This is a genomic window from Actinoplanes sp. NPDC024001 (genome assembly GCF_040638955.1).
In the GTDB taxonomy this organism is placed as follows: domain Bacteria; phylum Actinomycetota; class Actinomycetes; order Mycobacteriales; family Micromonosporaceae; genus Actinoplanes.
Genome location: NZ_JBEZZB010000032.1, coordinates 62,160 through 74,077 on the forward strand (window position 1 = coordinate 62,160; position 11,918 = coordinate 74,077).

Genomic DNA, 11,918 nt, shown 5'->3' on the forward strand with positions numbered 1-11,918 from the left:
TCCGACCATCCCCGCGGCCGCGCTGCCAACCGAATTTCAGCGGGTCAGGCGGTGACTCAGCGACTCCAGCAGGCCGGCGAACTCCACCCGCTCGGAGCGGTCGAGCGCCGCGTACGCCTGGCCGGCCAGCGAGTTCGCCACCGCCTCGGCCCACATCAGGCGGCGGACCAGCGGCCCCGCCGGCGGATAGGGCGGCTGCCAGCCGAACGCCACGGCGCCGGTCTCGCCGTCCGGCCCGGCGATGATCGCCTCGATCGGGGTGAGACCACCGGCCCGGACCGCGATCACGTGCACGCCCTGCCGGTGCTCGTGCAGCAGGTGCAGCAGCACGGCGGCCCGGGCGCCGGGCTCGGTGTCCGGCACCGGCATGGCCCGCCAGGCCGCGAAGAGCGGCAGCCCGGCCGGGTCCACCGCGTCGACCAGCCGGCCGGCCAGGTCGAGCAGCCGGGGCAGCCGGGGGAAGCCGCCGAGCTGCTCGGTGCCCCAGGTGCAGAGCTCGTGCAGGTGCCATTTGGCGACCTCGACCGGGGCGGACGTCTTCACGGTCGCCTCCCAGCCGTCGGTGACCGCCTCCGGCGCGATGAAGGCGAGCGCGGCGGCCACCGTCTCCGGGCGGACGTCGCCGAGCGCGCCGGCCCGGGCCGAGACGTGGTAGGCCCAGCCGGAGAGGCCCAGCAGCCGGGCCCGGCGCAACGTCTGGGGCGATTCCGCGAAGGCGCCGACGATCGTGGCGAGTCCCGCTTTGGCGTTGGCCGCTGCCTGTTCCGGGGTCACCTGCCCGATTCTGCTCCCCTCGAGCGCCGAAAGAAAACGCTCCCGCCGTTCGTGACCGTCCGAAGTGGTCAGTCGGCTGCCTCGGCGGTCAGGTCGTCGAGAGCGGCCTGCACGTCACCGACCCGGCGGCGGGCGGCGGCCGACTCCCGTTCGGCGGTACGCCGGGCCAGTTTGCGCCGTGCCACGTCGGCCACCGCCTCGGTACGCCGGCGTTCCAGCTCGGCCAGTTCGGCGTCCAGGTCCTCGACCAGGTGGCCGGCGTCGCGTTCCGCGCTCTCGGCCCGCACCAGCTGCTCGTCGGCACGCCGCTCGGCCGCCAGCGCGACCGACAGCTCCCGGTCCAGCTCGCGGCGCTTGCGTTCGCGTTCCCGGCGGCGCTGGTCGGCGGCGGCCCGTTCGCGCGGCGTGATCGACGGGATCTCCGGCTCGGCCTCCGGCTCCTCCGCCAGGTCGTCCTCGGCCTCCCCGGTGACCAGCCGCAACCGCGGCCGGGGCACCTCGCCGAACCCGGCGTAGTTCGCCGGCCGGATCAGCCGGCCGGTCCGCACCTGCGCGGCGATCTCCGGCTCGGCGAGCGCCGCCGTCAGGGTCGCCTCCACGTCGGCGAGCGGCAGCCGCGCGGCCGGGGCGCCGGCCGCGACGGCGAGCTTGCGGGCGGCCGCGACCAGCGCCGAGACGAACTGCCGGCGCTGCTGGGACAGCTCCCGCAGCTGCTCGCCCTGCAGGTCGCGCTGGGCGGCCCGCAGCGCGGTGGAGAGCTCGACCAGCTCGCCGATCAGATCGGGGCGTTTGAGCGCGAGCAGGTTGACCACCCAGGCGGCCACGGTCGGCTTCTTCAGCGCGGCCAGGCGCTTGGCCGCGTCCCGGTCGCCCTCGCGCCGGGCCTCGTCGACGGCGGCGGCCCGGGTGGCGACGAAACTCTCCGGCGGCTCCTCGTAGAGCCGGCGGATGACGGAGTCGGTGGCGCTGTGCACGTCAGTCGAGAACGGTGCCGGGAGCGACGTGCTGGTACCGCGTCTCGGAGAAGCTCTCCAGATGCTTGTCGTAGACGCTCGCGCCACGGTCGTTGAGCAACCCGTCGTGCAGCGCGTAGGCGCGCCCGGGCCGGACCGTGCGGACGAACTCGAGCGACTCGGCGATCGTCGCCCACGGCGCGTTCAGCGGCACGAAAAGGGTCTCCACGCTCTGGTCCGGCAGGGCGAAGGAGTCACCCGGGTGGTAGAGGTTGGTGATCCCGTCGGCGATCAGGAAACCCAGGTTCGCGAAGGCCGGCACGTACGGGTGAATGATCGCGTGCTGCCCGCCGTAGGCCCGGACCCGGTAACCGGCCGCCTCGAACTCCTGACCGGCTTTGACCGCGGTGGTGGCCCCGGCGACCTCGGCGAGCAGCGGCAGCACCGCCTCGTGGGCGAAGATCCGCAACTCCGGCCGGCGGGACACCGCCGAGACGACCGCCTTCACGTCGAGGTGGTCGAAGTGCTCGTGCGTGATGAGCACGGCATCCGCTCCGTCCAATGCGGACGACTCGGAGAATTCACCGGGATCTACGACGAGAACCCCCGCACCCTCGACCCGTAGGCAGGAATGCGTGAACTTCGTGACGTGCACGGGACCCCTCCGCTGCTGAATCGTGACCGGTCACCTCGCAGTCTGCCGGAACCGGGGAAGGTGTGCCGCACGTCCCACCGGTCAGACGACGAGATCGGAGCAACGATGCATGTACGGGGAACCACCAAGGTGATCGCTGCCGTGTTGCTGACCGGCGTCCTGCTGGCCGGTTGCGGCAGCGGATCGGAGGACAGCGGCGGCGGCTCTACGCAGGCGGGTGCGCCGGCCGCGGAACCCGCCGTCGGCGAGGGCGCCCGGGACCAGGCGGCGGAAGGCAACACGAGCGAGGGCAAGAACACCCCGGCACAGGCTCCGGACCTGCGCGTCGACCAGCGCTCGATCATCTACACCGGCTCCATCACCGTGCGGGTGAAGGACGTCACCGCCGCGGCCGCGCAGGCCACCGGGATCGCGTCGGCGGCCGGCGGCTTCGTCGGCGGCGACGAGCGGCACAGCGGCACCGGCTCGGACACCGCCAACCTGACCCTGCGGGTGCCGGCCGCCAAGTTCAGCTCGGTGGTCGACCAGCTCGCCAAGCTCGGCACCGAGGAGGTCCGCGGGATCAACACCCAGGACGTCACCGAGGAGGTCGTCGACCTGGACGCCCGCATCTCGGTGCAGAAGGCCCGGGTGGACAGCGCCAAGAAGCTGCTCAGCCAGGCCAAGTCGCTGGACGACCTGGTGATGCTGGAGCGCGAGGTGGCGACCCGCGAGTCCGATCTTGCCTCACTGGAGGCGAAGAAGCGCCGGCTGGCCGACCTGACCGCGCTCTCCACGATCACCGTGGTGCTGCTCGACCCGGACGCCACCCAGGCCACCGACCCGGACGACGAGCCGCCGGGCTTCCTGGCCGGCCTCTCCGGCGGCTGGGACGCGCTGAAGGCCTCGATGGCCGTGCTGCTGACCGTGCTCGGCGCGGTGCTGCCGTGGATCCTGGCGATCGGTGTGCCGGCGTGGGCGATCTTCTACACGATCCGCCGGCTGCGCCGCCGCCAGCCGCCGGCCCAGCCGGCGCCGGCCACGCCGGACGCCACGAGCTGACACCGGGGTGACGTTCGGGCGCGGTCAGCGCCCGAACAACCACCGCATCAGCCCGGCGGTGCGCTGGGGCTCAGGGTCGTGCCCCGGTCGCGCGTAGCCACGGGCGCTTTCGTCGTCCGTACCGAAAAGGGGTTTAAAAAGCGCCCGTGGAGAGCGCGGCCAGCGCGGTGTGCGCCATGACGCGCACGCCGTAACCGATGCAGCGCTCGTCCACGTCGAAGTCGCCCTGGTGCAGGTCGTGGTGCTCGTCGGAGCCGGGGACGCCGGTGCCGAGCCGGATCATCGCGCCGGGCACGTGCTCCAGGTAGAACGAGAAGTCCTCGCCGCCCATGCTGAGCTCGGCCTCCACCACCCGGTCGGCGCCGAGCGCGGCGCCGGCCGCGCCCGCGATGACCGCCGAGGCCATCCGGTCGTTGATCACCGGCGGCACACCGCGGGTGTAGGTGACCTTGACCTCCGCGCCGGTCGCCGCGACCACGTCGTGGATCAGCTTGGTGATCATCTCGGGCGCCTGCCGCCAGGCGTCGCGGTTCAGGATCCGGACGGTGCCGAGCACCTCGCCGGTGCCCGGGATGGCGTTGAACGCCTGCCCGGCGTGCACGGCGCCCCAGACCAGCGAAACCCCGGCGCGCGGGTCGATCCGGCGGTCCAGCAGGGCCGGCACGTCGATGATGACCCGGCCCAGCGCGTGCACCAGGTCGGCGGTCAGGTGCGGGCGCGCGGTGTGCCCGCCCGGCCCGGAGAGCTCGACCTTGACGGTGTCGGCGGCCGCGGTGAACGGGCCGGAGCGGACCCCGACCAGCCCGGCCGGCAGCTGCGGGTAGCAGTGCAGCGCGTAGATGGCGGCGACGTCCTTGAGGGCGCCCGCGGTGATCACCTCGGGCGCGCCGGACGGGATCGCCTCCTCCGCCGGCTGGAAGATCAGCCGCACCCGCCCGGGCAGCTCGCCCTGCTCGTCCAGCTGGGCCAGGGCCAGGCCGAGGCCGAGCATCACGGTGGTGTGCACGTCGTGGCCGCAGGCGTGGGCCATCCGGTCGACGGTGCTGCGGTACGGCACGTCCTTGAGGTCCTGCAGCGGCAGCGCGTCGATGTCGGCCCGGAACGCGATGACCCGGTCACCCTCGCCGATGTCGCAGATGACGCCGTTGCCGCGCGGCAGCAGCCGCGGCGAGAGACCGGCGACGGCCAGCTCGCGGGCGATCAGCGCGGCCGTCTCGAACTCGGAGTGTGACGGTTCGGGGTGAGCGTGAATGTGCCGACGAATGGCTACCAGCTCGGCACCCCGCGCGGCGAGCCAGCGGTCCAGCTGGCCGGGGAGCGGATCGGCACCGGGCGGCGTCCCGGGCCACGCCTTCTCGGCGCCCTCGGGCGCCGTCAGAGCAGCAGTCACGTCGGTTTCCGTATTCAGTCTCGGTGTTTGTCGCACTTTCGCAACGCGCGACAGCATAATCCCATTTCGGTCACCGTGTGTAACGGTCGGGTAAAAGGGCGCGGGAGATCGTCCCGGCCCACACTTCCCTAAACGGGTAGTGGATCGCGCAGGTGACGCGACGCACTACGAGTACGTTTCGTGGTTCAGAAGCGTTCGACCGGCCGGTAGACGCCCCAGACACCGCGCAGCGTGTGACAGACCTCTCCCACGGTGGCACGTAGGCGCAACGCTTCCTTCATCAACGGTAGGACGTTCACACTTCCGGCGGCGGCCTTCGCCAGATCTGCCAGGGCGGCCTGCACCGCCGGCTCGTCCCGGTCGGCCCGCAGCTGAGCCAGCCGCGCCACCTGAGCCGCCTCGATGGCCGGATCGACCCGCAGCGGCTCGTACTTCTCCTCGGCGTCGGCGGCGAACCGGTTGACCCCGACCACCACCCGTTCACCGCTGTCGATCTCGTTGGCGATCCGGTACGCCGAGGTCTCGATCTCACCCTTCTGGAAGCCCTGCTCGATCGCGTCGACCGCCGAGCCGAACTCGAAGACCCGCTCGATCAGCGCGGTCGCCTCCCGCTCCACGGCGTCGGTCAGGGCCTCCACCGCGTAGGACCCGGCGAACGGGTCGACGGTGCCGGTGAGGCCGCTCTCGTACGCCAGCACCTGCTGGGTGCGCAGTGCCAGCCGGGCCGACTTCTCGGTGGGCAGCGCGATCGCCTCGTCGTACGCGTTGGTGTGCAGCGACTGCGTGCCGCCGGCGACCGCGCCGAGGGCCTGGATCGCCACCCGGATCAGGTTGACCTCGGGTTGTTGCGCGGTGAGCTGCACGCCCGCGGTCTGGGTGTGGAACCGCAGCATCATCGACTTGGGGTCCTTGGCGCCGAAGTCGTCGCGCATGATCCGGGCCCACATGCGGCGGGCCGCGCGGAATTTCGCGATCTCCTCCAGCAGCGTGGTGCGGGCCACGAAGAAGAAGCTCAGCCGGGGCGCGAAGTCGTCGACCGCCAGGCCCGCGGCGATCGCGGCGCGCACGTACTCGATGCCGTTCGCCAGGGTGAACGCGATCTCCTGCGCGGGCGTCGCGCCGGCCTCGGCCATGTGGTAGCCGGAGATCGAGATGGTGTTCCACTTGGGGATCTCGGCGCGGCAGTAGGCGAACGTGTCCGCCACCAGCCGCAGCGACGGCTTCGGCGGGAAGATGTACGTCCCGCGGGCGATGTACTCCTTCAGGATGTCGTTCTGGATCGTGCCCTGCAGGGCCGTGCCGGGCACCCCCTGCTCCTCGGCGACCAGCTGGTAGAGCAGCAGCAGCACCGAGCCCGGCGCGTTGATCGTCATCGAGGTGGAGACCTGGTCCAGCGGGATGCCGTCGAAGAGCCGGCGCATGTCGTCGATCGAGTCGATCGCCACGCCGACCTTGCCGACCTCACCGTGCGCGATCGGGTCGTCGGAGTCGTAGCCCATCTGGGTGGGCAGGTCGAACGCGACGGACAGGCCCATCGTGCCGGCTGCCAGCAGCTGGTGGTAACGAGCGTTGGACTCGGCCGCGGTGCCGAAACCCGCGTACTGCCGCATGGTCCACGGCCGCTTCGTGTACATCGTCGGGTAGACCCCGCGGGTGTACGGATATCGACCGGGCTCGTCGGCTCCGGTGCCCGCGGGCACATCGCTGGGGCCGTACACCGGCTTGATGGGAAACCCCGACTCTGCATTCACATAGTGATCCTAAGGCTCGTTCAGGCCGCCGACAGTGAGGGATTTTGCACTCAGCGTTCACCTTGGCGCACCCTCGGCCACACCCCGGCTACCCACGGTGGAAGTGTGGTTAACACTCCGGCCGCGACTTTTGTTGAGAGCCCACCAGCGGGCAAGATAGCGGGGTTGGTCGACAGCCCCTATACCCCCTCGGTGGCATCCTCAGTGACTCAGATTCCGACGTGGAGCGGCGGCAACACGGCTCCCCCCAGCGGACGTGCGGCCCCCGGCACGCTCATCGGCGGGCGGTACACGCTCCGCGCCGCGGTGGGTCACGGCGGCATGGGAACGGTGTGGCGCGCGGCGGACACGCTGCTGCGCCGGGACGTGGCGATCAAGGAGGTCATCCTCCCGCCCGGTCTGGCGCCCAGTGATCGCGACGCGATGTACGAGCGGACGATGCGCGAGGCCCGCGCCGCCGCCGCACTGCAGCACCCGGCCGTCGTGCAGGTCTACGACGTGGTGCACGAGAACGGCCGGCCATGGATCGTGATGGAGCTGCTGGACGCCCGCAGCCTCGCCGACATGGTGATCGAGGACGGCCCGGTCCCCTCCCGGGTGGTCGCCAAGATCGGTATCGCCCTGCTCGGCGCCCTTGAGGTGGCCCACGCGCACGGTGTGCTGCACCGCGACGTGAAACCGGCGAACGTGCTGATCTGCCAGGACGGCCGCTGCGTGCTCACCGACTTCGGCGTCGCCCGGATGCCCACCGACGTGCAGCTCACCACGCCCGGCATGGTGCTGGGCTCGCCGCACTTCATCTCGCCGGAGCGGGCCATGGGCCACGACTTCGGCCCGCCCAGCGACCTGTTCTCGCTCGGCGTCACGCTCTACACCGCGATCGAGGGCCGGCCGCCGTTCGACAAGGGCGACCCGATCGAGACGATGCACGCCGTCGTCGAGGACCCGCCGGCCGCGGCGGTCCGGGCCGGTTCGCTGACCCCGGTGCTGATGGGCCTGCTGGAGAAGAACCCGGCGCAGCGGATGGACGTGCAGACCGCCCGCACCATGCTGCGCCAGCAGCTCGCCGGCCCGCTGGCCAGCAAGAACCCGCCGCACATGATGACCGATCCGTACTCGGTGGTCTCCGGGCCGCGGCCGGTCAGCCCGGCGCCGGCGGCCGAGACGCAGCAGATCCCGCCGCAGCCCAGTGGCCAGATCGGCGGACGGGCCATGCTCGCGCCGGGTGAGTCGCTCACCGACCACCTGGCCAAGCTGGAGCAGCAGAACACGCCGGGCGCCGGACGCCGGCGGGCACCGGAGCCGGCCGACGCGGGCTACCCGACCGGCGCGCTGCCGGCACACCAGATCCCCTCCGCCGACCCGACCAGCGTCATCCCGCCGCAGAACCCGTGGGAGAACCCGCGGCCCGGCACGGTCGTCGCCAGCCCCGCGGCGAAACGCCGCAAGGCGGTGGAGAACGTGACCCGGGTGGCCCGGGAGACCAGCGAGAAGGCGATCACCACGTTCAAGTCGTGGCCGCGCAACAAGCAGCTGGCGTCGGCCGGGGCGGCCGCCGCCGTCGCTCTGATCCTGGTGCTGGTCTTCTCCCTCAGCGGTGGCGACGAGCCCGCGGCGGAGCCGGTGGCCCAGCCGCCGGCCAGCGCCGCGCCGGTCGCGGACGTCGAGACGCAGGACTACAAGGGCAACGCCGCGGTCAGCGTCAAGGTGCCGGCCGGCTGGACCCGGACAGCCGGTGGCGTCTACGTCGACTACGTCGACCCGCAGAACAAACTGCGCAAGGTGCGGGTTCTGGTGGAGAAGGGGTCGATCGCCCCCACCAAGTTCGTCAACGAGACCGCTCCGGCCGGCTTGAAGAAGTCGAAGAACTGCCCCTCGCCGTTCACCTCGGTCGGCACCGAGGAGGTCGAGGTGGCCGGCAACCCGGGCGCCCAGCTGGAGTACACCTGCGGCAGCGGGGAGAACAAGCGGCACGGCATCTGGCGGATGACCACGGTCAACAACAAGATGTACTCGTTCTACCTCACCACCACCGACAGTGACTTCGCCGACAGCCGCAAGTACTTCGACGCCATGGCGGAGAGCTTCCAGCTGAAGCTGTGACCGTCACTGTGCTATCAATCCTGGATGGCGTCCGAAGTTGATGTTGACCTGACGGCCCGGGCTGAGGCCTGGCTCGCCGACGATCCCGATCCGGCGAGCCGGGCCGAGCTGCGCGAGCTGATCGACGGCCTGCCGGGCACGGCGGCCGAGCTGCGCGACCGGTTCTCCGGCCCGCTCACCTTCGGCACCGCCGGCCTGCGCGGCCGGCTCCGCGCCGGCCCCAACGGCATGAACCTCGCGGTGGTCACCCAGGCCGCGGCCGGCCTGGTCACCTGGCTCGCCGCCCAGGGCGGCGAGGGACCCCTGGTGATCGGGTACGACGCCCGCCACGGCTCTCGTGAGTTCGCCGAGCAGACGGCGCGCGTGGCCACCGGCGCCGGGCGGCCCGCGCTGCTGATGCCGCGCACCCTGCCGACCCCGGTGCTGGCCTACGCGGTGCGCGCCCTCGACGCGGTGGCCGGGGTGATGGTCACCGCCAGTCACAACCCGCCGCAGGACAACGGCTACAAGGTCTACCTGGGCCGGCAGCTCGGCGGTCCGGCCGGTGACGGCGCGCAGATCGTCCCGCCGGCTGACGCCGGCATCGAGGCCGCGATCCGCGCGACCGGCAGCCTGGCCGAGGTCCCGCTGGGCGACTCCGGCACGCTCCTCGACGAGACGATCTTCGAGGGGTACGTCCGGAGCGCCGCCGCCGTGCTCTCCGAGGGCGGTTCCCGCGCCCTGAGCATCGCCTACACGCCGTTGCACGGGGTGGGTGGGGACACCGTGGCCGCCGCCTTCGCCGCCGCCGGATTCGCCGTCCCGGCGGTCGTCGGTGAGCAGGCCCAGCCGGACCCGGAATTCCCGACGGTCTCGTTCCCCAACCCGGAGGAGCCGGGGGCCATGGACCGGCTGCTCGCGCTCGCCGACACGACCGGCGCCGACCTGGCGATCGCCAACGACCCGGACGCCGACCGGTGCGCGGTGGCGATCCCCGGCCCCGGCGGCCGGTGGCGGCCGCTGCGTGGTGACGAACTCGGTGTGCTGCTGGCCGACCACCTGATCCGGCGCGGCACCCCCGGGACGTACGCGACCACCATCGTCTCGTCCTCGCTGCTGGGCCGCCTCTGCGCCGCCCGTGGCGTGCCCTACGCGGAGACCCTGACCGGCTTCAAATGGATCGTGCGGGCCGCCGAGGAGCTGGCGTTCGGCTACGAGGAGGCGCTCGGTTACTGCGTCGCCCCGGCCATGGTCCGCGACAAGGACGGCATCACGGCGGCGCTGACCGTGGCCGAGCTGGCGGCCGAGCTGAAGGCCTCGGGCCGCACCCTCGGTGACCGTCTCGACGAGCTGGCCGCCGAGTTCGGGGTGCACGCCACCGATCAGCTGTCGGTCCGGGTCGAGGACCTCGCGGAGATCGGCCGGGCGATGGGCCGGGCCCGGCAGAACCCGCCGTCGACGCTGCTCGGTGCGGCGGTCACCGAGGTCATCGATCTGCTGCCGGAGAACGACGTGCTCACCTTCCGGACCGCCACGGTTCGCGTGGTGATCCGGCCGTCCGGCACGGAACCCAAGCTCAAGGCGTACCTCGAGGTGGTGGAACCGGTCGCCGAGGGCGACCTGGAAGCGGCCCGCGGCCGCGCCGCGGCCGGCCTGACCACGCTGCGCGCCGAGATCGCGGCCGTCCTGGGCGTCTGACGACCGGGGAGAGCAGCGGCAACTGCTCTCCCCCGGGTTCCGCCCGGTGCAGACGGCTCAGATCGGCTTGGGCGCGCCCAGCGCGGCCGTGATGGCCTTGCCGAGGGTGGCGACCACCAGCGCGACGCTGGGCCGCACGATCGAGTCCTCCAGGCTCACGTCGCCGAGGAAACCGGCGTTGCCGGCGATCTCCGCCAGCCGCTCGTGAGCCCGCTCGGCCTCCTCGGGCGGCAGCTTCAAGGCCGGCTCCATCCGGGCCGCCACCAGCAGCGTGACGAGCGCGGCGGTCCGCTCGTCCGGCAGCGTGTCGCCGATGAGCGCGGCCGCGAGCCGCTGCCGGATCTCGGCCTCGTAAGCCGGGTCGGTCGTCGGGTAGCGGTGCACGTGGATGACGCCGAGCTGGGTCTCGTCGACGTCCTGTACCACCCCGCGGGCGCACAGGTCCTCCAGGACCCGGGTGCGCAGCCGGTGCCGCAGCCGCTGCAGCCACTGCGCCGGGGTGTGCGGCTCGTCCGCCGCCACCTTCTCCAGGACGGCGTCAGCGACCGGGTCGCCGAGCGGAGTGGCATCGACGACCTTCAGGTAGCCGTCGGCCGCGTAGGCGATCCGGTTCGCCAGCGACAGGTCGATCAGCACGGCCGCGGCCATGCCCAGGTCGAGCCCGATGCGGGAGCCGGTCGCCTTGCCGGTCTGATCGTCGTACGCGAGGAGGAGGAGTTCCTCAGCGAGCGGAATGGGGGTCATATCTCGCAACGATAGTGGCTCAACGCCCGGCTGCCAGCAGCCAGTCGACCAGCTTCCCAGCTGCTCCCCCTTCGCTACCGGAACCGTGCGTGGCAGCGAACGCCGCGGCCTGCTCACGGTACTCGGCGACGATCGCGGGAATGTCCCGCAAGGCGGCCGCGACCTCGGCGGACGTCCGCAGGATCGGCCCGGGCGCCTCCCGTTCCAGGTCCACGTTGAGCCCGGGCGCCGCCGCGAACTCCGCCAGGTCCGGAGCGAAGATCAGAGCGGGACGGCCGGTGCCGGCGTAGTCGGCCAGCAACGCCGAGTAGTCGGTGACCAGCATGTCGGTGGCCAGCAGCAGCTCACCGACGCGCGGATAGGCGGTCACGTCCAGCACGCCGGAGATCAGGCCGGCCACGTCGTCGGGGACGCCGGGATGGCGGCGGACCAGCAGCCGGTGGCCGGCCGGCAGCGCGGCGGCCACGGTGAGCAGATCCAGCAGCCGGCCCGGGTCGCTGTCACCACGCCGGCGCAGGTCCGACGGGCGGCGGGTGGGCGCGTAGAGCACCAGGCGGCTGTCGGCGGGCAGGCCGAGCTGCTCCAGCACGTGGGTCCGGGCGGCCGCGCGGTCGACGGTGGCGAGCATGTCGTTGGCCGGCCGGCCGTACTCCAGGACCGGGCCGTCGAAGCAGAGCTCGCGACGCAGCACCGGGGTGGCGGACGGGCTCGGCGAGGCCACCGCCGTCCAGATCGCCGCGTCCGAGCGCAGCTGGTCGACGAGGCTCTGGCCGAGCGGGTGCCCGGCGGCGAGCGCCCCGGCGCGGGCGACCGGCCAGCCGCCGGCGTGG

The 11,918-nt window shown here is 72.4% G+C and carries 10 protein-coding genes; 3 read left to right on the forward strand and 7 right to left on the reverse strand.

Annotation, left to right across the window (positions count from 1 at the left end):
- Positions 1–36 precede the first annotated feature (36 nt).
- From AB0F81_RS15255 to AB0F81_RS15265, 3 genes are all read right to left on the reverse strand, one after another.
- The gene (locus tag AB0F81_RS15255; protein ID WP_360196831.1) at positions 37–774 is read right to left on the reverse strand and encodes a hypothetical protein; all 738 of its coding nucleotides are present in this window, start codon (positions 772–774) and stop codon (positions 37–39) included.
- A 68-nt stretch (positions 775–842) separates the two neighbouring features.
- Complete coding sequence (locus AB0F81_RS15260) at positions 843–1,748, reverse strand: hypothetical protein (protein WP_360196834.1); 906 nt, start codon at positions 1,746–1,748, stop codon at positions 843–845.
- A 1-nt stretch (position 1,749) separates the two neighbouring features.
- Complete coding sequence (locus AB0F81_RS15265; protein WP_360196836.1) at positions 1,750–2,382, reverse strand: MBL fold metallo-hydrolase; 633 nt, start codon at positions 2,380–2,382, stop codon at positions 1,750–1,752.
- 105 nt (positions 2,383–2,487) lie between these two features.
- Here AB0F81_RS15265 and AB0F81_RS15270 point away from each other — a divergent pair, with 105 nt between their 5' ends.
- A complete protein-coding gene (locus AB0F81_RS15270; protein ID WP_360196839.1) occupies positions 2,488–3,423 on the forward strand; it encodes a DUF4349 domain-containing protein in 936 nt (311 codons plus the stop codon).
- A 133-nt stretch (positions 3,424–3,556) separates the two neighbouring features.
- Here AB0F81_RS15270 and AB0F81_RS15275 read toward each other — a convergent pair whose 3' ends face one another.
- Together AB0F81_RS15275 and AB0F81_RS15280 are read right to left on the reverse strand one after the other, a co-directional pair.
- Positions 3,557–4,813, reverse strand: a complete 1,257-nt coding sequence (locus tag AB0F81_RS15275; RefSeq protein WP_360196842.1) for an amidohydrolase — start codon at positions 4,811–4,813, stop codon at positions 3,557–3,559.
- 185 nt (positions 4,814–4,998) lie between these two features.
- Positions 4,999–6,564, reverse strand: a complete 1,566-nt coding sequence (locus AB0F81_RS15280) for an acyl-CoA mutase large subunit family protein (RefSeq protein WP_360196845.1) — start codon at positions 6,562–6,564, stop codon at positions 4,999–5,001.
- 204 nt (positions 6,565–6,768) lie between these two features.
- Between AB0F81_RS15280 and AB0F81_RS15285 the strand changes: the two genes are divergently transcribed.
- Positions 6,769–8,667, forward strand: coding sequence for a protein kinase (locus AB0F81_RS15285; RefSeq protein WP_360196848.1), 1,899 nt, complete (start codon positions 6,769–6,771; stop codon positions 8,665–8,667).
- Between the two features lie 24 nt (positions 8,668–8,691).
- The gene (locus tag AB0F81_RS15290) at positions 8,692–10,344 is read left to right on the forward strand and encodes a phospho-sugar mutase (protein ID WP_360196851.1); all 1,653 of its coding nucleotides are present in this window, start codon (positions 8,692–8,694) and stop codon (positions 10,342–10,344) included.
- Positions 10,345–10,401: 57 nt separating this feature from the next.
- On the opposite strand, the gene AB0F81_RS15295 is transcribed toward AB0F81_RS15290, so the two are convergent.
- Entirely contained in the window at positions 10,402–11,088 is a 687-nt protein-coding gene (locus AB0F81_RS15295) for a GPP34 family phosphoprotein (protein WP_360196854.1), read from the reverse strand.
- A gap of 19 nt (positions 11,089–11,107) precedes the next feature.
- The coding region (locus AB0F81_RS15300; RefSeq protein WP_360196857.1) for a CDP-glycerol glycerophosphotransferase family protein at positions 11,108–11,918 on the reverse strand (811 nt) is incomplete at its 5' end.